20 protein-coding genes are annotated in these 21,932 nt (G+C 68.3%); 13 read left to right on the forward strand and 7 right to left on the reverse strand.

Features of this window, described 5'->3' with window-relative positions; all coding sequences use genetic code 11:
• The first annotated feature begins 83 nt into the window (after positions 1 to 83).
• Positions 84 to 941, forward strand: a complete 858-nt coding sequence (locus ACWDTS_RS15670; RefSeq protein WP_450118550.1) for an SDR family NAD(P)-dependent oxidoreductase — start codon at positions 84 to 86, stop codon at positions 939 to 941.
• 6 nt (positions 942 to 947) lie between these two features.
• Here the strand turns inward: ACWDTS_RS15670 and ACWDTS_RS15675 are convergent, their stop codons facing one another.
• Positions 948 to 1,541, reverse strand: coding sequence for a TetR/AcrR family transcriptional regulator (locus ACWDTS_RS15675; RefSeq protein WP_450118551.1), 594 nt, complete (start codon positions 1,539 to 1,541; stop codon positions 948 to 950).
• Positions 1,542 to 1,638: 97 nt separating this feature from the next.
• On the opposite strand from ACWDTS_RS15675, the gene ACWDTS_RS15680 reads away from it, so the two are divergent.
• The 10 genes from ACWDTS_RS15680 to ACWDTS_RS15725 all read left to right on the forward strand — a co-directional run bounded on the left by ACWDTS_RS15680 (position 1,639) and on the right by ACWDTS_RS15725 (position 12,192).
• Positions 1,639 to 2,865 carry a cytochrome P450 gene (locus tag ACWDTS_RS15680; RefSeq protein ID WP_450118552.1) on the forward strand — a complete coding sequence of 409 codons (1,227 nt, stop codon included), beginning with the start codon at positions 1,639 to 1,641 and terminating at the stop codon, positions 2,863 to 2,865.
• Positions 2,866 to 2,941: 76 nt separating this feature from the next.
• Positions 2,942 to 3,502, forward strand: coding sequence for a TetR/AcrR family transcriptional regulator (locus tag ACWDTS_RS15685; protein ID WP_450110431.1), 561 nt, complete (start codon positions 2,942 to 2,944; stop codon positions 3,500 to 3,502).
• A gap of 2 nt (positions 3,503 to 3,504) precedes the next feature.
• Positions 3,505 to 4,731, forward strand: a complete 1,227-nt coding sequence (locus ACWDTS_RS15690; protein WP_450118553.1) for a cytochrome P450 — start codon at positions 3,505 to 3,507, stop codon at positions 4,729 to 4,731.
• A complete protein-coding gene (locus ACWDTS_RS15695; RefSeq protein ID WP_450110408.1) occupies positions 4,724 to 5,521 on the forward strand; it encodes an SDR family oxidoreductase in 798 nt (265 codons plus the stop codon). Before ACWDTS_RS15690 ends, ACWDTS_RS15695 begins: the two co-directional genes overlap by 8 nt.
• A complete protein-coding gene (locus ACWDTS_RS15700) occupies positions 5,518 to 6,879 on the forward strand; it encodes a cytochrome P450 (protein WP_450118554.1) in 1,362 nt (453 codons plus the stop codon). The genes ACWDTS_RS15695 and ACWDTS_RS15700 overlap by 4 nt, the downstream gene beginning before the upstream one ends.
• Positions 6,880 to 6,886: 7 nt before the next feature.
• Positions 6,887 to 7,108, forward strand: a complete 222-nt coding sequence (locus ACWDTS_RS15705; RefSeq protein ID WP_450110410.1) for a ferredoxin — start codon at positions 6,887 to 6,889, stop codon at positions 7,106 to 7,108.
• A 28-nt stretch (positions 7,109 to 7,136) separates the two neighbouring features.
• Entirely contained in the window at positions 7,137 to 7,688 is a 552-nt protein-coding gene (locus tag ACWDTS_RS15710) for a Cif family virulence factor (RefSeq protein WP_197254554.1), read from the forward strand.
• 14 nt (positions 7,689 to 7,702) lie between these two features.
• The gene (locus ACWDTS_RS15715) at positions 7,703 to 8,947 is read left to right on the forward strand and encodes a hypothetical protein (protein WP_450118555.1); all 1,245 of its coding nucleotides are present in this window, start codon (positions 7,703 to 7,705) and stop codon (positions 8,945 to 8,947) included.
• Positions 8,948 to 8,972: 25 nt separating this feature from the next.
• Positions 8,973 to 10,562 (forward strand): acyl-CoA synthetase, encoded by a 1,590-nt coding sequence (locus ACWDTS_RS15720; RefSeq protein WP_450118556.1) that lies wholly within the window; start codon positions 8,973 to 8,975, stop codon positions 10,560 to 10,562.
• A 61-nt stretch (positions 10,563 to 10,623) separates the two neighbouring features.
• Positions 10,624 to 12,192: a GMC oxidoreductase gene (locus ACWDTS_RS15725; RefSeq protein ID WP_450118557.1), complete on the forward strand. Its 1,569-nt coding sequence runs from the start codon at positions 10,624 to 10,626 to the stop codon at positions 12,190 to 12,192.
• Positions 12,193 to 12,270: 78 nt separating this feature from the next.
• Here the strand turns inward: ACWDTS_RS15725 and ACWDTS_RS15730 are convergent, their stop codons facing one another.
• Together ACWDTS_RS15730 and ACWDTS_RS15735 are read right to left on the reverse strand one after the other, a co-directional pair.
• Positions 12,271 to 13,737, reverse strand: coding sequence for an FAD-dependent oxidoreductase (locus tag ACWDTS_RS15730; RefSeq protein ID WP_450118558.1), 1,467 nt, complete (start codon positions 13,735 to 13,737; stop codon positions 12,271 to 12,273).
• A gap of 26 nt (positions 13,738 to 13,763) precedes the next feature.
• Positions 13,764 to 14,612, reverse strand: a complete 849-nt coding sequence (locus ACWDTS_RS15735) for an LLM class F420-dependent oxidoreductase (protein ID WP_197254548.1) — start codon at positions 14,610 to 14,612, stop codon at positions 13,764 to 13,766.
• 263 nt (positions 14,613 to 14,875) lie between these two features.
• Between ACWDTS_RS15735 and ACWDTS_RS15740 the strand changes: the two genes are divergently transcribed.
• Positions 14,876 to 15,526: a TetR family transcriptional regulator gene (locus ACWDTS_RS15740; RefSeq protein ID WP_450118559.1), complete on the forward strand. Its 651-nt coding sequence runs from the start codon at positions 14,876 to 14,878 to the stop codon at positions 15,524 to 15,526.
• Positions 15,527 to 15,592: 66 nt separating this feature from the next.
• Here ACWDTS_RS15740 and ACWDTS_RS15745 read toward each other — a convergent pair whose 3' ends face one another.
• Complete coding sequence (locus ACWDTS_RS15745; RefSeq protein WP_450118560.1) at positions 15,593 to 16,423, reverse strand: hypothetical protein; 831 nt, start codon at positions 16,421 to 16,423, stop codon at positions 15,593 to 15,595.
• A 253-nt stretch (positions 16,424 to 16,676) separates the two neighbouring features.
• Between ACWDTS_RS15745 and ACWDTS_RS15750 the strand changes: the two genes are divergently transcribed.
• The gene (locus tag ACWDTS_RS15750) at positions 16,677 to 16,883 is read left to right on the forward strand and encodes a hypothetical protein (protein WP_197254543.1); all 207 of its coding nucleotides are present in this window, start codon (positions 16,677 to 16,679) and stop codon (positions 16,881 to 16,883) included.
• Between the two features lie 7 nt (positions 16,884 to 16,890).
• Here ACWDTS_RS15750 and ACWDTS_RS15755 read toward each other — a convergent pair whose 3' ends face one another.
• The 3 genes from ACWDTS_RS15755 to ACWDTS_RS15765 all read right to left on the reverse strand — a co-directional run bounded on the left by ACWDTS_RS15755 (position 16,891) and on the right by ACWDTS_RS15765 (position 21,880).
• On the reverse strand, positions 16,891 to 17,895 hold the full coding sequence (locus tag ACWDTS_RS15755) for a lysylphosphatidylglycerol synthase transmembrane domain-containing protein (RefSeq protein WP_374068758.1): 1,005 nt from the start codon (positions 17,893 to 17,895) through the stop codon (positions 16,891 to 16,893).
• Between the two features lie 251 nt (positions 17,896 to 18,146).
• A complete protein-coding gene (locus tag ACWDTS_RS15760; RefSeq protein ID WP_450110417.1) occupies positions 18,147 to 19,580 on the reverse strand; it encodes an HAD-IB family hydrolase in 1,434 nt (477 codons plus the stop codon).
• On the reverse strand, positions 19,577 to 21,880 hold the full coding sequence (locus tag ACWDTS_RS15765; protein ID WP_450118561.1) for a glycerol-3-phosphate 1-O-acyltransferase: 2,304 nt from the start codon (positions 21,878 to 21,880) through the stop codon (positions 19,577 to 19,579). Before ACWDTS_RS15765 ends, ACWDTS_RS15760 begins: the two co-directional genes overlap by 4 nt.
• Between the last annotated feature and the right edge of the window lie 52 nt (positions 21,881 to 21,932).

Below are 21,932 nucleotides of genomic sequence, written 5' to 3' on the forward strand. Positions count from 1 at the left end.
GGTCCTCATAATCTGGACACTTGTCTGGACTATAGTTCGGACAGATGCGCGGTGCAATATCGCGCCGGACGGGAGGGGGCGGGATGGCGGATCGGGCGGCGATCGTGACCGGAGCGAGCCGGGGGATCGGCCGGGCGGTGGCACTCGAACTGGCGGCCGCGGGCACCGCCGTGGTGGTCAACGGGCGCGCCGAAGACGCGGTGCACGACACGGTCGCGGAGATCGAAGCCGCAGGTGGGCGCGCTGTCGGGGTCGCCGGATCGGCCGCGGCGCCGGGCGTGGCCGAGGCGTTGCTGGCCGCCGCGCTCGACGAGTTCGGCGACGTCGATGCCCTGATCAACTGTGCCGGTATCGCCGAGCCCGTCGGGTCGTCGATCCTGTCGGTGACCGACGAGCAGTGGCACGAACTGCTCGACGCCCACCTGACCGGCACGTTCCGGACCTGCCGCACCGTCGCGCCGCACCTCGTGGCGCGCGGCGGCGGCGCCGTCGTCAACACGAGTTCGTTCGCCTTCCTCGGTGACTACGGCGGTACCGGCTACCCGGCGGGCAAGGGTGCGGTCAACAGTGTCACCCTGGCGATCGCCGCGGAGTTGCGTGAACACGGGGTCCGGGCCAATGCGGTGTGCCCGGGGGCGCGAACGCGGCTGTCGACGGGCGACGAGTACGAACGGCAGATCGAGCAGCTCCACCGCCGGGGCCTGCTCGACGACGTGAGTTATCAGGGCTCGCTCGACCCGGCGCCGCCCGAGTACGTCGCCCGGCTCTACGCGTATCTCGTCGACGAGCGGTCGGCGGGGGTCACCGGCGAGATCTTCGCCGGCTCGGGGTGTTTCGTCGGGCGCTTCCCGCGGCCGCAGCCGAGCCTGCTGGCGTGGCGAGACCACAGGGCCGAGCCGCCGTGGACGATCGAGGAGATCGCGGGATTCGTCGGAGGGTAGCCGGGGTCAGTCGCGGGACGGTGACGCGGTGATCGACGCGAGCGCGCTGTCCACCACCTTGTCGAAGATGCGGTCGAGATCCATCTCGTCGCCGAGGAAGCCGGTGCCCTCGATCATCGCGAAACCGTGTACCGCGGCGAACAGGGCGACCGCGGTGTCGAGCGAATCCTCCTCGGGGACACCGCACGAGACGAGCATCGCCCGCAGAGCGCTGTTCGCGTCGAGCGCCGAGGTGATCAGTGCGTCGCGGTCGATCGGGGCGGCGGTGAGGGCCTCGTAGCGGCGGTGATTCGCGACCGCCCACGACCGATAGGTCGCGATGAGGTGCCGCAGGCCGTCGATTCCGCTGCGGCCCATGGCTTCTTCGCGCAGCCGGTCGCCGAGGGCGATCATCGTCCGGATCTGAACCTCGGACCGGACGTCGTCGAGGCCGCGCACATGGTTGTACAGCGACGCGCCCACTACACCCACGCGGTTCGCCAGGGTGCTCATCGTCAACTGCTGCCATCCGTGTTCGTCCACGACGGCGAGCGCGGCGTCGATCACCTTGTCGCGGGTGAGCGTACGGCGCCGGACGGGGCGTTCGTTGTCACGTGCCATAAAGCGATCTTAGGGGTCTTCCATTCCAAACGAATGTGAGTAGTTTGTAAACGAGAGCCATTCGTTTCTTGCTTCCACGACACCCGAGGTAACCCCCATGACGGCGTCACGCACAGATCTCAAGAACCCGGACGTCTACGAGAAGGAAATGCCGCACGACGCGTTCGACGACATCCGGCGGCGATGTCCGGTGTACTGGCAGCCGGAGGACGACGGTCCCGGCTACTGGGCGCTGACCCGGCACGCCGACGTCACGGCGGTCTCCCGCGACAGCGCCACCTTCTCCTCCGCGCTCGGTACCACGCAGATCGACGAGTTCGACGAGGAGACCCGGCTCAAACAGGCCGCTATGCTCATCAATCTCGATGCGCCCGAGCACACCCGGCTCCGCCAGCTCGTGAGCCGCGGATTCACCCCGCGGGTCGTCAAGCAGCTCGAAGGGCGCATTCGCGACATCTGCGAACGCACCGTCGACGAGCTGATCGAGGCCGGCCGCGACGGCGCGGTCGTGGACTTCGTGCCGCTCGTCTCCGCCCCGCTGCCGCTCGAGGTGATCGCGGCGCTGCTCGGCGCACCCGCCGAGGATGTGGGCAAGCTGTACGACTGGTCCAACCGGATGATCGGCTGGGACGATCCCGAGTACGGCAGCACCCAGGCGGACGGCGAACTCGCCGCCGCCGAGATCTTCCTGTACGCCAACGAGATCGCCGCCCGGCGCCGGGCCGAGCCGCAGGACGACATCGTGTCCGCGCTGGTCCGGCCGGACGAGCACGGAGACACGCTCACCGAGATGGAGTTCTGCATGTTCTTCGTGCTGCTCGTCATTGCGGGAAACGAGACCACGCGCAACGCGATCACCGGCGGCATGCAGGCGTTCATGGACCATCCCGACCAGTGGCGGCGACTGCAGCACGATCCCGGACTCGTCCCGAGCGCGGTCGAGGAGATCCTGCGCTGGGTGAGCCCGGTGATCGGCTTCCGTCGCACCCCCACCTGCCCGGCGACGATCGGGGAGCAGTCCGTGGATCGCGGGGACAAGGTCGTCCTGTACTACCCGGCCGCGAACCGGGACGGCGACGTCTTCGAGGAACCGCACCGCTTCGACATCGGACGCGAGCACAATCCGCACGTCGCGTTCGGCGGTACCGGGGTGCACTTCTGCCTCGGAGCACACCTGGCCAGGCTCGAACTGAAGGTGATGTTCGAGACGCTCGCGCGGCGCCTCGACCGCGTCGAGTCGGCCGGGCCGGCGCGGCGACTGCGCTCGAACTTCGTCAACGGTGTCAAGGCGATGCCGGTGCGTATCCACCCGCGGCAGGACTGATTTCGTGCATCCGGCCCTGATCGGGCATTGCCGCGGCGAGGTTGCCGTAGTAATGTCCAGACACGTGTCCAGAAATGTGAATCTCGAATCCACCCGCCGGCGCCTCACCGAGAAGCAGGCAGACACCGTGGACCGCCTCACCCGCGCCGCGGTCGAGGTGCTCCGGGAGGAGGGATTCGCAGGTCTGACCGTGCGCACCGTCGCCTCGACGGCCGGGGTTGCACCCGCCACCGCCTACACCTACTTCTCGTCCAAGGAACACCTCGTCGCCGAGGTGTTCTGGCGCCGCCTCGCCGCCACACCCGACCCCGCCGACATCGTCGGCAGCACCGCCGACCGGGTGTGCGCCGTGCTGCGCAACATCGCAATGCTCATGGACGACGAACCCGAGCTCGCCGGGGCCGTGACCAGCGCACTGCTCGGCCGCGACCCCGACGTCGAACACCTCCGCGGCCGCATCGGCCTCGACATCCGGGAGCGGCTGTCGGCCGCCCTGGGGCCGGACGGCGACCCGAATGTCCTAGAAGCCCTCGAACTGCTGTACGCGGGTGCGCTCGTCCGCGCCGGAATGGGTTACGGCACCTACGCGAAGCTCGCCGATCGGTTGGAAACCTCCGCCAGACTTCTATTGGAGTAGCAATGACTCAGGCCTCGCTCGACACGTCACTGTTCGGGCCGTTGCTGTTCGACCCCTACGACTACGACTTCCACGAAGACCCGTACCCGATCTACCGTCGGCTGCGTGAGGAGGCGCCGCTCTACCGCAACGACGACCTCGGCTTCTGGGCCCTGTCGCGCCACGCGGACGTCGTCGCCGGATTCCGGGACAACACGAGACTGTCGAGCGCCAACGGTGTTTCGCTCGATCCGTCCGCCTACGGGCCGCACGCGCACAAGGTGATGTCCTTCCTGGCGATGGACGATCCGCGGCACATGCGGATGCGTCAGCTCGTCTCCAAGGGCTTCACGCCCCGCCGCGTCGCCGACATGCAGGAGCGCATCCTCGAGCTCACCCTGGGATATCTCGAACCTGCCGTGGAGACAGGCGAATTCGACTGGATCGCCGAGTTCGCCGGCAAGCTGCCGATGGACGTGATCTCCGAACTCCTGGGCGTTCCCCGGCAGGACCGCGCCGAGATCCGCCGCCTGGCCGACCTCGTCGTGCACCGCGAGGAGGGCGTGCTCGATGTCCCCGTGGCCGCGATGGAGGCCTCGCTCCACCTCGTCGGCTACTACGCCGACATGCTCACCGAACGTCGTACCCGCCGCACCGAGGACCTCACCTCGGCGCTGCTCGACGCGGAGATCGACGGCGACCGGCTCACCGACGACGAGATCATCGGGTTCATGTTCCTGATGGTCGTTGCCGGCAACGAAACCACCACCAAACTGCTCGGCAACGCCCTGTACTGGGGTGCGGTCAACAAGGACGAGGCGGCGCGGGTACTGCGCGACCCGGAACGCGCCCCCGAATGGACCGAGGAAACGCTGCGTTACGACACCTCGAGCCAGATCGTCGCGCGCACCGCCGCCGCTGACATCGACGTGCACGGCGGCACCATCCGCGAGGGCGACAAGGTGCTGCTGCTCATCGGATCCGCGAACCGCGACTCCGAGGTCTTCGAGGACGCCGACGAATACCGCATCGGCCGCGACAGCACCAACAAGCTCGCGAGTTTCGGTGGGGGAGTACACTTCTGCCTCGGCGCTCACCTGGCCCGGCTGGAAGCGAACATCGCGCTCGAACAGTTCGCCCGCCACGTCGCCGACTACGACGTCGATTTCGACCGCTGTGAACGAGTCCACTCCACCAACGTCCGGGGCTTCGCCGCACTGCCCCTGAAAGTGACCCGCCTCCATGCCTAGATTCGAACCCCACCCGGCGCGCCGCCCCGCGATCGTCAGTGGCGCCTCCTCCGGAATCGGCACCGCCACCGCCTACGCCCTCGCCGAACTCGGGCATCCGGTCGCGCTCGGCGCCCGCCGCGTCGACGAGTGCGAGGCCATCGCCGAGAAGATCCGTGCCGAAGGCGGAGAAGCGATCGCGCACTTCCTCGACGTGTCCTCCACCGAATCCGTCGACGCCTTCGTCACCGCCGCGGAGGCCGCGCACGGCCCCACCGAGATCGTGGTCTCCGGCGCCGGTGACATGGACTTCGCGCTCGTGCACGAAATGGACCCGGACCGTTTCGAATTCCAGGTCGATGTCCATCTCGGCGGCACCCAGCGTCTCGCCCACCGGGTCGTGCCGGGGATGATCGAGCGCGCCCGCGGCGACTTCGTGGTCATCGGCTCCGACTGCGCCGTCGACGCTCGACCCCGCGCCGGCGCGTACATCGGCGCCAAGACCGGCCTCGAGGCCCTCGTGCGCCAGATGCGGATGGAACTCGAAGGCACCGGTGTGCGCGCCTCGACGGTGCGTCCCGGTCCGACCCAGACCGCGGCCGGGATGGACCAGCCGGAAGAGGTCGTCGGGCCGCTGCTCGAGGACTGGATCCACTGGGGCCTGGCGCGGCACCCCTACCTCCTGCGGGCCTCCGACATCGCCTCTGCAGTGGCGTCGGTCGTCTCCGCGCCCCGCGGCGCGCACATCGTACTCGTCGAGGTCCAGCCCGAAGCTCCTCTGCGGAAGAACGAACGGAAGGCCCAGTCATGACGGGTACTGCAACGGCTCCGCTCCGCGTCTCCGGCGGCGAACACGAGCACGGCCACCTCGAGGAACTGCGCACCGACCCCATCGCGCTGATGAAGCGAGTCCGCGAGGAGTGCGGGGACGTCGGCGTCTTCCAGCTCGCCGACAAGAAGGTTGTGCTCCTCTCGGGAGCCGAGGCCAACGAGTTCTTCTTCCGCGCCGCCGACGAGGACCTCGACCAGCAGGCCGCCTACCCGTTCATGAAGCCCGTCTTCGGTGAGGGTGTCGTCTTCGACGCCAGCCCGGAACGGCGCAAGGAGATGCTGCACAACACGGCGCTGCGGGGCGAGCAGATGAAGGGTCACGCCGCCACCATCGACCGTGAGGTCCAGGACATGATCGCCGGCTGGGGCGACGAGGGCGAGATCGACCTGCTCGAGTTCTTCGCCGAGCTGACCATCTACACCTCGTCGGCCTGCCTGATCGGCAAGAAGTTCCGCGACGAACTCGACGACCGCTTCGCGCACCTCTACCACGACCTCGAAAAAGGTACGGACGCCCTGGCCTTCGTCGACCCGTACGCGCCGATCGAGAGCTTCCGGCGCCGCGACGAAGCCCGCAAAGGCCTGGTCGCGCTCGTCCAGGAGATCATGAACCGCCGCATCGCGAATCCGCCGCAGGGCAAGGAGGATCGCGACCTGCTCGACGTGCTCGTCTCGATCAAGAACGAGGACGGCACCGAGCGGTTCAGTGCGGACGAAGTCACCGGCATCTTCATCTCGATGATGTTCGCCGGGCACCACACCACGTCCGGCACCGCGGCGTGGGCGCTCATCGAACTGCTGCGCAACCCCGAGTACCTGGAGAAGGTCACCGACGAACTCGACACCCTCTACGCCGACGGTGCAGATGTGAGTTTCCATGCGCTGCGCCAGATCCCGGTCCTGGAGGCGGTGCTCAAGGAAACGTTGCGGCTGCACCCGCCGCTGATTCTGCTGCTGCGCGTCGCCCGCGGCGACTACGAGGTCGGCGGGTACCGCATCTCCGACGGCGACCTCGTCGGCGCGACCCCGGCGATCTCCAACCGGATCCCCGAGGACTTCCCGAACCCCGACACCTTCGATCCGGGCCGCTACATCGACCCGAATCAGGAGGACATCGTCAACCGCTGGACGTGGATTCCGTTCGGCGCCGGCCGCCACCGGTGCGTGGGCGCCGCGTTCGCGCTGATGCAGCTCAAGGCGATCTTCTCGATCCTGCTGCGCGACTTCGAATTCGAGATGTCCCAGCCCGCCGACTCGTACCACAACGATCATTCCAAGATGGTGGTGCAACTCGCGCAGCCGTGCGCGGTGCGGTACCGCCGTCGCGCCCGGAAGTGAGGACACCGTGAAGGTCGAAGCGGATCTCGATCTCTGCCAGGGACACGCCATGTGTTCGATGGAGGCCCCCGACGTGTTCGCGGTCGCGAAGCACGGAACGGTGGAGATCCTCATGGACACCGTCCCGGAATCGCTGCGCGCCGACGTCGAAGCAGCCGTCAAGTACTGCCCCACCCGAGCCCTGAGCATCCTCGAAGACCGACAACAGGCGACGACAGCAGACGACTGACAACAGAAGACCGACAACAGGAGACACCATGGCCCCGTTCGATCGTGCCGAGCTGGACGAGATGATCCAGCGCTGGATCGATGCCAACAAGCGAGCCGAGGCCGACGGAGACTGGAAACCGTTGGCCGACATGTACACCGAGGACGCCACCTACGGCTGGAACTACGGCCCGAAGGAAGAGTTCATGGCCGTCGGTCGTGAGGAGATCCGTGAGCTGGCCCTCGGCCAGGAGATGGACGGCCTCGAAGGCTGGGAGTACCCCTACCAGCAGTTCGTCGTCGACGAACGCACCGGCGACGTGATCGGCTTCTGGAAGCAGATCTCCGACGCCACCCGCGAGGACGGCTCGCACTACACCGTGCAGGGCATCGGCGGCAGCTGGTTCCGCTACGGCGGCAACTTCCAGTGGTCCTGGCAGCGGGACTTCTTCGACTTCGGGAACGTCTCGCACCTGTTCCTCGAGATGATCACGGCCGGAGCGCTGTCCGACGGCATGAACAGGCGCATCGAGCGGTCGATGTCCGGTGAGAAGCTGCCGGGCTGGTATCCGGTGGGGAAGTCCCCGGTACCGCTGTGGTGAGCACGGGGGACCGGGTGACCGAATCGTCGTTCGCGGCGCTGTCCCGCCGCGATCTGGCGGTGCTCGTCCCGGAGCTGCTGCTGTGCGGGCAGCTCATCGACAGATCCGGGATGGCGCACCTGATTTCGGCGTTCGGCCGCGACGGCATGGCCGAGGTGGCGATCGAGGAGTGGCAGGCGTCGAGCCCCTGGTACACCAAGCGCATGCAGCGGGCGTTGCGTTTCGAGAACGACGACGTCGAAACGATCTTCAAGGGAATGCAATTCGACATCGGGGCACCGCCGCAGTTCATGGACTTCCGGTACCGCGTGGACGATCGCAACCACGGCGAGTTCTGGCTCGACCATTGCGGTGCGCTGATGGACGTGGAGCCGCTCGGCGACGAGTACGTCACCGCGATGTGCCACGACATCGAGGACCCCACCTTCGACGCCACGGCCCTGGCCACCAACCCGCACGCGCAGGTCCGGCCCATCCACCGGCCTCCGCGGCGGCCCGCGGACCGGCACCCGCACTGCGCGTGGACCGTCGTCATCGACCCGTCGCACGAGCCACCGCCGGTGGAACCACACACCGAGGCACTCGGCCGGACCGCCGCGGTCGCGGTGGAACTGAGTCCCATCGACCCCGACGACGACGGCAATGCCGACTACGCGGGGCCGCTGCTGTCGGACGTGCGCTTCGGCGACTTCTCCCACTCCGCACTCGTGCGCATCGCCGAGGAGGTGTGCCTGCAGCACCACATGCTCACGCTCGGATTCCTGCTCGGGGTGCGCAAACGGACCGACGAAACCTCGGCCCTGACGATCGCGCGCAAGCAGCTCACCGGCATCGCCGGGCTGACCTCCGAACGCATCGGGAACGCGCTCGGCCTTCCCGCCGACCTCGAGGGACTGGCGACGGTGCTGTCGGTGCACCCGGTGTTCGCGCCGTGGCAGTACGTCGACCGCGACATCCGGTTCGACGGGCTGCGGCTCGAACTGAGCATCCGCCGCAGCGGGGGAGCGCACACCGACGGTGCCTGGCCGACGCTCGTCGACGGCGAGCACCTCGAAGCGCTGAATGCCCTTGTGCGCGGGGTTGATCCGCATTTCAGCGTGCGGGTCGTCGCCGAGGACGCCGATGCGCTCGTCGTCGAGGTGATCGTGGAGCCGACGCCCGCGAAGGAATGCGGTGAGGTCGCGATCACCCGGTTCAGCACGGGGTCGAACTTCGTCTTTGCAGATCGAGGAATTCCCTTGCCGCTCACTGTGGTCTGAGCGCGCGACCCGAAAGGATCTCTGCGTGGCCCACAATTTCGCGGACCTGTTCGAACACGCCGTCGACGCGGTGCCGGATCGTGTGGCGCTCATCGTCGGCAACCGTCAGGTCACGTTCCGGGCGCTCGACGCCCGTGCCAACCGCCTCGCCCATCACTTCATCGGCGCCGGGTTCGGCGAGGACAGCCACATCGGCATCCACCTGCACAACTCGATCGAGGCCGTCGAAACAGTCTTCGCGGCATTCAAGATCCGGGCGGTGCCCATCACCGTCAACTACCGCTACACGTCCGACGAACTGGCGTACCTGTACGGCAACGCCGATCTCGATGCCCTCGTGTTCCACCGGTCCTACGCGCAGGTCGTCGAGGACGTGCTGCCGTCGGTGCCGAAGCTGCGGCACAGCCTTCTCGTCGACGACGGGCACGCGGAGACTTCCTCGTACGAGGCCGCGCTCGCGTCGAGCTCACCCGAACGCGGCTTCGGGCCGCGTTCCGGCGACGACCGGTACATCGTCTACACCGGAGGCACCACCGGCCGTCCCAAGGGCGTGGTGTGGCGGCAGGAGGACATCTGGCGTGCCCTGGCCGGCGGATCCGACTTCTACAGCGGCGAGCCCGTCCCGGACGAATTCCACCAGTCCCGGCTCGCCGCCTCCGCGGCGGAACCGGGCCGGTGGCTGTTGCTGCCGCCGCTCATCCACACCTCCGCCCTCATGACGATGTGCAACTCGCTGTTCTCGGGCAACACGGTGCTGCTCGACCACCATTTCGACGCGCACCGCTCCTGGGAGATCGTGCAGCGGCACCGGCCCCAGGTCATGGTCATCACCGGTGACGCGATGGGCCGGCCGCTCGTCGACGCGCTCACGGCCGGTGGTTACGACCCGACCGGGCTGGGCGTCGTGGCCTCCGGTGCCGCACTGTTCTCGCAGTCGGTGAAGGACGCGATGTTCGACGCGATTCCGGGGGTGCTCATCTCCGACTCGGTCGGGTCCTCGGAGACCGGATTCAGTGGTATCGGAATCGCGTCCAAGGGGCTCGTGCAGAACGGCGGCCCGCGGATCGGCGCGGGCCGGGGCTCGTTCGTCGTCGACGACGACGGTCGTCCGGTCACCCGCGGTGAGGGCCGGCTCGCGAAGAAGGGACATGTGCCGTCCGGGTACTACAACGATCCGGTGCAGTCCGCCGAGGTCTTCAAGGTGATCGACGGCGAGCGGGTCGTCGTCACCGGCGACCGTGCCCGCGCCGAGGGAGACGGCACGATCACCCTGCTCGGCCGCGGCAACATGGTCGTCAACACCGGGGGCGAGAAGGTGTTCGCCGAGGAGGTCGAGGCGGCACTCAAGGCGCATCCGGGCGTGTACGACGCGATCGTCATCGGCGTGCCGGACGAGCGGTGGGGGCAGCGGGTCGCCGCTGTCGTCCGTCCCCGTGACGCCGCCGCGTTCGATGTCGGCGACGTCGAACGGCACACCCGCAGCACGCTCGCGGGCTACAAGATTCCCCGTTCGATCTGGTTGTCCGACACCGTCGAACGCACACCCAGCGGCAAGCCCGACTATCGCTGGGCGCACGAGTACGCGTCGAAAACCGAGCCACACCACACCATCTGACGCACCGGCCCGTGGTGGCCCGCGTCGTCGCGGGCCGGTCCATCTCGCGAGGAGCCCCTACGTGGATACTGCGCTGTCCCGCCGGACCCTGCTCGGCGGTGCCGCGGCCGCCGCACTCACCCTGACCGTCACCCGCATACCGCGGGCGCGGGCCCGGGTCACCGAGGAACGTCACCGCGCCGTCGTGATCGGCAGCGGCTTCGGGGGCGCGATCACCGCCGCGCACCTGGGTCGCGCCGGTGTGCAGACGCTCGTGCTCGAACGCGGCCTGCGCTGGCCCACCGGTCCGAACGCGCAGACCTTCCCGCACATGTTCGCACCGGACCATCGGGCGTCGTGGCTGTCGCCGCTGCCGGTGATGACCGGTGCCCCGCCGATCCCGTCGGCGCCCTACACCGGACTGATGGAACGGGTGAAGGGCAACGGCATCGACATCCTGTGCGGTGCCGGGGTCGGCGGCAGTTCGCTGCTCTATCACGGCATGACGTTGCAGCCCGACGGCGAACAGTTCGCGCGGTCGGTGTCCGCGCGGATCGACTACGACCTGCTCGACCGGGAGTACTTCCCGCGGGTGGCCAGGACGCTGCACCTGGCCACAATTCCCGACGACCTGCTGCACCACGAGAGGTACCGGTCCTCGCGTCAATTCCTCGAACGCGCCGTCGCCGAGGGCCTCGACGTGTTCCGGGTGCCGATGCCCATCGACTGGGATTTCGCGCGCCGCGAGCTGACCGGGGAACTGTCGCCCTCGTACACCAACGGCGATCTCATCTACGGAGTCAACAACGGCGGCAAGTACTCCGTCGACGTCACGTGGCTCGCCGAAGCCGAGGCCACCGGGAACGTCCACGTCGAAACCCTGCACCGCGTCAACGACATCGAACGCGGCGCGGACGGACGGTGGGTCGCGCACACCGACCGTCTCGCGACCGACGGCACCGTCGTCGAGCGCAAGCGGATCGTCGCGGACGCAATGTTCCTCGGCGCCGGATCACCCGGCACGACACGGCTTCTCGTCAAGGCGAGGGCGAAGGGTCTGGTACCGGACCTGCCGGACGGTGTCGGCACGGGGTGGGGCAACAACGGTGATCGTGTCTTCTCGGTGACCACGCCGCTGCTCGGTCCCGGTGCGTTCCAGGGAGGTCCGGCCTGCGTCGGGTTCCGGGACTTCGACAACCCGGCGGGCGCGTTGACGATCGTAACCGGCCCGGTGCCGTTCCCGGTCGATCTGGGCACCACCTCGGTGATCGGCTTCGGCACGGTGAAGGGCCTCGGCCGCTGGCACTACGACGCCTCGCGCGACGACGCGGTGCTCACCTGGGACCAGGCCTACGACCGTGAACTGACCCGCGCGATCGAGGCGCGGATCCGGCAGGTCGCCGGCCCTGCCGCGATCCTGCTCGACGTGAACGCGTTGGACGTCAACACGTTCCACCCGCTCGGCGGCGCCACGTTCGATGCGGTGTGCGACGACGCCGGCCGCGTGCACGGCCAGCGCGGTCTCTATGTCGTGGACGGAGCGAAGATTCCCGGCTCGACCGGCGCCTGCAATCCGTCCATGACGATCGCCGCGCTCGCCGAGTTCGGCGCCGACGACATCGTCCGCCGCGACCTCGGCACTGTCTTCTGACCGGTGACGGGTGCCTCGCTGTCGCCCGAGTGTCGTCGAGCGGCAGAGAGGCACCCGTTGTCCGCAGGTGCGGGTGCGTCAGCCCTTGGCGGCGGAGATGCCGGCGCGGCGGCCGAAGAAGCTGCCGTCGCCCAAGGAGGTTCCGCTCGCATACCCGCCGGCACACACACCGGACGTGCAGCGACCGGCCGCGAACAGACCGGGGATCGGCTCACCGGAGACGTGCAGTACCTCCGAGTCGACGGTGGTGCGCAGGCCCCCGAGCGTGAATCCGGCCGTGAAGTTGCGCAGGTCCAGCGCGGCGACCGGGGTGCCGATGGGCTTGACCCACTCGCTCTTCTTGCCGAGGACCGGATCCTCCCCGTTCGCGGCATGCCGGTTGTACACCTCGACGGTGGCCTGCAGGGTTCCGGCGGGCAGACCCATCTCCGCTTCGAGTTCCTCGACCGTCTCGGCCACCCACTTCGGCGGGTACCGGAAGTACGCCGTGGAACTCTGTGTGGCGCAACCTTCTTCGTAGGCCGCCTCGTCGATGACGAGGAAGGACTGATTACCGTTCTCGAAGAGGGTGAGCTGCCCGATCCGGCCCGGGTAGGTGTCCTCCGGGACGTACCGCTGCCCGCGGGCGTTGACGAGGATGCCGCGCGCCAGGAGCTGCGGGTCGCCGAAGAACGCGACCTCGGTGGCGTCCATGTGCGCGACGTCGGCACCGAGGGCCTGTGCCATGCGGATACCGCGGCCGTCGTGCTCCTCGACCGCGGCGCCGGGCCGGCCGATCAGCTTCGGCGCGTACGCCTCGACCATCTCCTTGTTGTAGGCGAAACTGCCCGTCGCCAGGACGACGCCGCGACGCGCCCGCACGTGCAGGTCCTTGCCGTACCGCTTGGCCGAGATACCGACGACGCGCCCGGTGTCGTCGACGATGAGGCGCTGCACGCGCACGTCGTATTCGGCTTTGACACCGAGCTTTTCGGCGGTCTCGGTGAGCGGCTTCATGATCATGTAGCCGCCGCCCTGCTCGCCGGTGCGCTTGTTGCTCATCTGCGGCACGTGTCCGCGCGGCGCCGGCGTCGCGATCTCGTTGAACGGCGCCGCGTTCTCGCCACCGGAGTACATCAGCCCGTCGTCGCCGGGGATCTCCCAGCCCGGTTCACCCCAGAAGCTCTCCTTGAACACGACGCCGTTCTCGACCAGCCAGTTGTAGTGGTCGACGCTGCCCTCGCAGTATTCGGTGAGCTTTGCGTCGTCGGTACCGGGGCCGAGTGCCGCCGCCATGAAGGCCTTCATGTTCTCGGGGGTGTCCTCGAACCCCAGCGCCTTCTGCAACGGGGTGCCGCCGCCGAGGTACAGGATGCCGCCCGACAGCGAGGCCGCTCCGCCCCAGCCGCCGGTGCGTTCGAGGACCAGGACATCGGCGCCGGCGCGCGCGGCCTCGATGGACGCGCACACACCGGCGATCCCGTTACCGGCGATGACGACGTCGGCCTCGAAATCCCAGGCGGAGATCTCCTCGGCGCGCAGGGGGTGCAGGGGAGTAGAGGTCATTGGTGATCCGTTCTGGTCGTGCGGTCTCAGTATTCTGCGATCTGGGTCGCGAGGCGTTCGATGTACGCGAGGACCTCGTCCTCGGTGCGGTCGGGCAGACCGAAGACCACTTCGGTGACACCGACCTCGCGCCACACGCGCAGTTCGTCGAGGTCGGGCCGGCCCGCCAGGGCGAGAACCTCGGGGCTGCCTTCGCGTCCGGCCTCGGTCCACATCTTCTGCAGGCGCAGGACGTGCTCGTCGATGTTGCGGTCGCGCGGCGTGGTGATCCAGCCGTCGGCGGAGCGGACGATCCACTCGAAGTTGCGGTCGGTCGGGCCGGCGCCGAGGAGGATCGGCGGCCGCGGCTGCCGGACCGGCTTGGGCCACGCCCAGCTCGGGCCGAATTCGACGAATTTGCCGTGGTATTCGGCTTCCTCCTGGGTCCACAACGCGGCCATCGCCTCGAGGTACTCGCGCAACGCGGTCCGGCGCTTCTTGGGGTCGACCCCGTGATCGGCGAGTTCCTCGGCGTTCCAACCGAATCCGACACCGAGGGCGACGCGGCCGCCGGAGAGGTGATCGAGGGTCGCGATCGTCTTGGCCAGGGTGATCGGATCGTGCTCGAGCGGCAGCGCGACCGACGTGCCGAGCCGGATGGTCGAGGTGACCGCGGCGGCGAGGCCGAGCGTCACCCACGGGTCGAGGGTGCGCATGTAGCGGTCGTCGGGAAGGGTCGCGTCGCCGGTTCCGGGATGCGCCGATTCCCGGTTGATCGGGATGTGGGTGTGTTCGGGCACGTAGAAGCTGTCGAAGCCGTGGGCCTCGGCGGCTTTCGCGGCGGAGTCGGGGCGGATGCCGCGATCGCTGGTGAACAGGGTGATGCCGTGGCGCACGGTGCTCCCTCTCTCTTCCGGTGACTGCAAGAAATGTAACGCGTTCTACCTTTCCGGGGAAGGATTTTATGGACAGGTGTCTGATTTTGTGTCCGACCGCGGCATTCACCCTGGTCGGTGGGTGGTGGGCGCGCACTCCGGATTCCCTCTCAGTGGGACGTGCGCTGCCCGGCCCGGGGCCTCGAGGCAGTGTCGTCGAGTGCGGAAGCCCGCGGAAACCGCTCCACTACGCTGGTTCGGTAGACCACACGGAAGGTGACGTGATGCCGAAGGAGCCGACGACGGGCCGAGCACAGCGGACCAGGGCGGACGGGCCGCCGGGTTCCGGACTCAGGCCGGCGCAGCGTGCCCGGTACGACCGCATCATCGCCTCGGCGAAGGAACTCGCCACCGAGGGCGGGTACGACGCGGTGCAGATGCGCGCCGTCGCGGAACGCTCGGGAGTCGCGCTCGGCACCGTCTACCGCTACTTCCCCTCGAAGAACCACCTGCTGGTGGTGGCCACCCTGCAGATGTTCGAGCAGTTCGCCGAGCAGTTCGACGTCGAGCACACCCCCGGTTCGTCACCGCGGGAACGGGTCATGTGGGTGCTGCACGGCGCGCTGGCGCAACTCGAGCGCGAACCCCGGCTGTACGACGCGCTGGTGCGGGCTTCGATGTTCGCCGATTCCTCGTCGGCGGCCGAACTGGACCGGCTCGGCAAGGTCATCACCGGCATGTACGCGCGCGCGGCGGGGATCGAGACGATCACCGAGGAACTGGAGAACGCGGTCCGCATCATCACCGATGTGTGGATGTCGAGTCTGGTGAGCTGGGCTGCGGGACGGCAGACGGCGGAGCAGATGATCGCGCACATGGACACCGCGGTCGGGCTGGTGTTCTCCCGGCTGGAGCGGTTGCAGAAAGCGAGCTGACCCGGCCCCACGGAGGGTGGGACCGGGTCGGGTGCTGTATGGGGTGAGTGGTGTTGCGCCCCGGTGCTATTCGGCTGCTGCCGGGACGTCGACGATGCCGACGGTCGGCAGGAAGAAGCACGACGTCTCGCCGTTGGTGACCGTGCCGAACACGGCCGCGAGGACCGTGCCGGAACCGGTGTCGACCGGTGCGACGCGGGCGCCGCCGAGCGGGACGGCACTCGAGAAGAACTGTCCGATGGCCTCGCTGACCATGGGGCGCAGGATCTCCGGAATCTCGTCGGGGACCGCCGCAGCCGCAGCCTCGCTGATCGTGCCCATGGGGACGAAACCGCCCTTGAAGGTGCTGACGTTGAACCATGCGACCTGCATACCGGTCGTGTCCTCGCCGTCGCGTTCGATACCGGCGGGGACGAACGCGAACAGCGTCTGGCCGGGGTCGACGGCATTCAGCGCGGGCAGGCCGGGGAGTTTCAGATCCGGCCACGCGCCCGGAACCGCGCCCGCGACCGCCGGGGCGATGCCGAGCGGCAGGCCGCTGTCTTCGTTGCAGAACGGTGCGCCGGTCGGATACAGGAACGGCTCGATGCCGAGTTTGCGCAGGAACTCGATGGCGTCCTGGTAGGCGGAGACGGGGTTCGCGTCGGCGACATCGGTGACGCCGCCGCGTGCACCGGCGATGGCTTCCGCCGCAGCGACCGCGGTGGGGTCCGCACCCGCTGTGCTGTGCAGCGCGTCGAGCACCGCGGGCAAGGGGGTCACGACGGGTGCCGGCTCGGCGGCAGGGGCGACGGGGTCCGCAGACGCAACGGTCGGAAGGGCGAGCGCGGCGGCGGCTGTGACGGCGGCGGCCGCACTCGTCAGACGCATCCGGTGACGGGTGGTCCTGCGTGTCATGAACTGCTCCTGTGCGTGTCGGGACGGTGGTCGTCCGCACCCCCAAACTCTAAAGTCTCAAGTGATAGTTGAGGGTACTGGGAGACAGCAGACCACACCGGACGCGGTAAGGCGAACCCGCCGCGCGACTGTGTTATCCAAACGAAATGTCGTGTGTGCCCGAATCGGAACGGCAACGATCATCGTGGAGAGGACCGCGGAGAGGACGCGGAGAGGACACTGAAACCAGGGGATTCTTCACCTGGAGTGGGTCATGGGAGCTTTGAAGGGTTTGCTCGGCGTAGTGGTGGGACTCCTGACCGCCGTGCTCGGCACGGTCGTAGGAGTGCTCGCGGCGGTGGTGTGGTTGCTCGGGGCAATCCTGTGCGTGACGATCCTCCTGCTGCCACTCGGAATCCCGGTCATCAGGCTCGCCAACCGGCTGTTCGGACTGGCGGGGCAGCTCATGCACCTTCCCTGACCGTCGCTCAGTCGTCCTTCCACAAGGTGCCCAGATCGGGGCCGGGCTCCTCGTCCGCCGGTGCACCTCGATAGCGCAGGGCGAACACGATCCATCCGATGACCGCGATCATCAGGAAGCTGATCAGCCGGTACACCACGACGGCCGAAAGGGCCTGGGCGCCGGTCATGCCGCTCGCGGTCAGTGCCGGGACGAGCACCGCGTCCATGACCCCGAGCCCGGCGGGCAGCAGCGGGATCGCGCGGCTCGCCGCGGTTCCGGCCGCGTAGGCCACCGCGATACCCGCCAGGCTGGGGGTGCCGCCGATCGCGTACGCCGCGAAGGCCAGGCACGCGCCGTCGCACAACCAGTTGAGGATCGACCACGAGAACGCACGCAACGTGTGCGGGCGGTCCAGCTGGACGGCGCCCAGCTGGTCGACGATCCGTTTCCAGGCCCGCACCCACGTGTGTTCGGGCTTCTTGCGCAGCCGGTTGAAGCCGCGCAGCGCGATGATGCCGATCGATTCGAGCGATCCGGGATTGCTCGCCGCGTACTGCACGAGCACGACGAATGCTGCGAACCCGCCGATCGAGAAGATCAGGGAGAACGGGTTGGTGGTCGCACCGACGAGCAGTGCGCCGACGAGACCCAGCAACGCGAGGCCCGCGGCCTGCAGCAGGCCCGCCATCACCAGCTGCCAGGTCGCGACCACCGGGCTCGCGCCCCACTTGCGCATCTGCCGATACGTGAAGGTGGTGCCGATGACCGGACCACCGGGAAGGGTGACGCTCATCGAGTTCGCGGCGTAGGACACCGACAGCGACTGCCGCTGCGTGACGGTGACAGCGGCAGCGGACAGCAGGGTGCGCTGCACCCGCGCGAAGCTCGACATCTCGAGCAGCGACGCCCCGATCGCGGCCACGACCCACTGCCAGTGCAGGTCGCCGAGGGACTTGACGCTGGTCGACAGTTCCGGCCAGATCAGCACCACCTCGACCGTCAGAACGACGACGAGCACGACCCCGACGATCCACTTCAGGTATCGCTTGTGAGCCGGTCTCAGGCCGTTGCCGTTGCCGTTCTCGGTGTCGTTGCCGTTCTCGGTGTGGTTGTCGGTGTCGGTGCCGTTGTCGCTGTCCGCTGTGGCACCGTCGCTGCCGCGTCCGGCGTCGTCCCGGCCGCTGCTGTCGTCCAGCCCGCTGCCGTTGTCGCTGCTGTTCCGGTCGTCGCGGTCCCCGTCGTTGTCGTGAGGCTCGCCGGACTCGGTTTCACTCATGCTCGTCATGCGTCTGTCGGCCAGTGGGCGAGGGTGTCGCGGTAGAGGTCCTCGACGGCCCGGATGTGTTCGTCGAGGTTCTCCGGCTTCCAGTCGCTGACGTCGATCGGTTCGAGGACCGCGACGTCGACGGTTCCGGATCGCAGCAACGTGGAGTGCTTCCACAGAATTTCACCGGCGTTGCGGATCACCACCGGCACGATCGGTACGCCGGCCTGCATCGCGATGTGGAATGCGCCCTTCTTGAAACGCCCGATCTCGGGAGTCAGCGAACGGGTGCCCTCGGGAGCGATGACGACGGACGTGCCGCCGCGCAGCGTGTCCACGACCGGGCCGAGGGCCGCCTTCGCCTGATCGGTGTTCTGGCGGTCGACGAACGTCGCACCGACGAAACGCAGCAGTGGCCCGAACAGGGGGTCGTTCGCCATCTCCTTCTTGGTGACGCCGGTGAAGTCGTGCCGCAGCACCTTCGCGAGGATCACCGGATCGAGCTGGCTCTGGTGGTTGAAGACGAACACCGCCGGACGCTGTGCAAACGCGTTGGACTCACCGTGCACGCGCACGTCGATGCCGGCCAGCGCGAGGGAGACGTCCGAGCCGATCCCGAACATCGAATCCAGCGCGACCTTCTTGCTCCGGTTCACGAGGCCGAGCCCGATGCCGGTCCACACCGATCCGAACAGGCCGCCGTAGGCCGCGGCGGTACGGACCAGTTCCTTGACGCCGGGTGTGCCGCGCGGACGGAACTGCAGGATCGGCCACTCGCGTTCGAGGGCGATCTTCGTGAGGGTGCTGTCCGGGTTCGTGGGAGTCGGATTGCCCATCGTGGCAAGGAAATCGACGTCCTCGCCGCCGTTCGAGTAGGTGTAGCTCGCGGCGCGGTCGATGTCGTATTCCTCCGCGAATGCGATCGCGGCGGCCGCTTTCCCGCTGCGCCACAGTGACTTTCCGTCGACCTTGCCGGTCAGTACCCCGTCCTTGACCTCGAGCGGCGTGAACAGGATGTGCTCGACACCGAGCGCGTCCGCCGACGCCTGGATCTGGTAGCGCGACGCCGACGAAGCGATCACGACCGTGTGCCCTGCCTCCTGGTGTGCCCGGATCAGTTGCCACGCTTCGGGATAGATGTGTCCGGCGATCGTCGACGCGAACAGCCGCTGCCCGATCTCGTACAGCTCGTCCTCGGTGTGCCCGCCCCACGCCTTGAACGCGATCGCCACGAACCGTTCGAAATCGGCTTCGCTGTCGGTTCCACGCAATCCGTTGAGCATCGTCCCGGCCAGTTCCGCGGCGCTGACCTTCCCGGCGAGCAACCGGTCCCGGAAGAAGTGCAGTCCCGAGAAACCGTGCACGATGGTGCCGTCGAAATCGAAGAGCGCTGCGACCTGCGGTCCCTGCGGCCCCGATCGGACCCGATCCAGTGCCTGCTCGATGTTCACCGATCCGCCTTCCTGTTCGACACGTCGAGGGACTCCGCGAGCTGGACTCGCTCACCGACCGCGAGAAGATCCTCGGCGAACGCGCGGCGCCGCTCGCGGATCTCCTCGCCGCCGATCTCGAGCAGACCACGATTGCCCGCAAGTTGCAGCGCGGTCGCGAACAACTCCGACGATACCGATTCCGGTCCGTACAACCGGCCCTGCAGCAGCATCTGGGTGCCCACCGCCACGCACTCGTCGAGGAACGCCTTGCGGTCCAGCTTCAGCGTCGGGTCGCGCAGCGCCAACCGCTCGGCGACCACGAGCTGGGCGTCGAAGAACGACCGCAGCGTGCGGTGCACCATGAAGAACCCGGTCTCGATGAGAGCGGTCAGCGCGTCCTGCGCGGATCCGGGCAGCTCGTCGCTCCAATCGGCGACCAGCAGCGCCAGCTCCTCCCGCATCTGGGCTTCGAAGGTGTCGCGATCCGGGAAGAAGAACTCGAACTTGAGCAGATCGCGCAGTTTCTTCGCTTCCTCCCAGGCGGAGGTGACGGGGTTTTCGCCCGGATTCCGGTGCGCATAGAGGATCGCCAGCTCGAGGATCGATCGGTTGACGAACCAGTGCACGCCGCTGTTGCGGTAGAACGCGGCGACCAGGTGCTGGCCGGGCTGGATCGAATAGACCGGTTCCTCCCCGCCGGCATAGGTGGTGACCACTCCCGCGTCGGTGAGCGAGCCCAGCACCCTCGCGAGCCCGCCCTCGACGTCCAGGACGGACAGTTCACCCTGAGGCACGCCACGGGCCTCGATGTAGCGGCGCACCGGGGCGATCACCGCCCGCACCTCCTCCAGCGTCAGCGCCCGGTCACGCACCCCCAGCAGCGCGAGGGTCACCAGGCAGTTCACCGTGATCGGGGTGGCCCAGTTGATGCCGACCGCGACCTCGAACGCGACCTTCTGCAGCGCCTTCCGGGTCCGATCCAGATGCTCGGTCTCGTCCCGGGCGGGCTCGGACAGCGCGGGGTCGCCACCGGAGGTCAGGAGTTCGCGCATCGACAGGGGCGCCCCGAACCGGACGTACACGTTGCCGGCGCTGCGCCGCTGGCTGCGTGCGTACCGGGCCAGCCAGGTCAGGCCCTCCGGCTTCTTCGTCGCACCGGTCTGCTCGGCGGCGACGGCGGCCACCTCGGCGAGTCCCTCGTAGGTGATCGACACCGGCACCAGCGCCGCGTCCTCGACACGGCCGGTCCGGATCGCGTTGGCCACGTAGTTGAGGAGCCCGTACCTGGGCGCACGCAGTTTGCCCGTGCGGGTGCGCCCGCCCTCGAAGTACCACTCCAGGTTGAAGCGTTTCGTCAGCAGATACGCGAAGTACTCCTCGAGTGCCGCCTTGTAGACGGCGTCGTCACCGAAGCTGCGGCGGATGAACACGGTGCCGGTGCGACGTGCGATCGGGCCGATCGGCCAGAACGTCAGATTCGCGCCGCCCATGAGGTGATTCCGCGGGAACTCGTTGTTGGCGAGGATGTCCCCGAGCACGAACGCATCGGCGTACGAGCGGTGCGAGGGCAGGAACACCAGCGGTCGCCTCCGGTTGAGCTCACGCAGCGCCCGCAGTCCCGACTCGTCTGCCCGCACACTCCACGCCGACGAGTGCAGCGGGCGCATCGCCTGCGTGAACAGGTCGGTGACCAGGCGGGACTGCACGGCGACGAGTTCGCCGAGCACGGCACGGGCACGCGAGTCGACTTCCTCGCGGGAGAGGTTGTGCTCGTCGGCGATCGCCGCGAGCCTGCGGCGGAACGACCCGGAATCCATGATCTGCTCGGCCACGAGACGCGGCACCTTGTAGCGGTCGCCGATGACGGCCCGCTCGGCGCGTTCGAGCGCGACCACCGCGCGCCGGGTGATGTACCGCGCGAGCGAGTCCGGTGCCGGATCACCGTCCTCCGCGTGCAGCGCCGAACGCAGGTCGCTCAGCCGTGCCGGTTCGGCCACGACGATCCGGTGCCGGTCGGAGGACCGGCCGACGAGCCACTGCTGGATCAATCGGTTCGGGTTGCGCGGATTGGTCAGCGCCAGGATGTCGGAGAACCGCACCCGGCGGGCACCGTCGCGGGCGGCAGGCAACCACACCACCCTCACCGGCACGATGAGCGGATCGTCGGTGCGCGGGACGAGTTCGGTGGCCAGGATCCGGGAGTCGAGATCGACGACCGCGGGGGTGTCCGACGAGTACTCGGCGGGCAGGCCGCCCGAGCGTATCCAGCGGGTGATCAGATCCCGTTCGATCGACGTGGTGGCCGCGGCGACCACCACGGTCGGTCCGCGCGACGACCCGGAGCCGGATGTCCCGGTGCCCGTTGTCCCG

The sequence above is a fragment of the Rhodococcus sp. NPDC003383 genome (assembly GCF_053589115.1).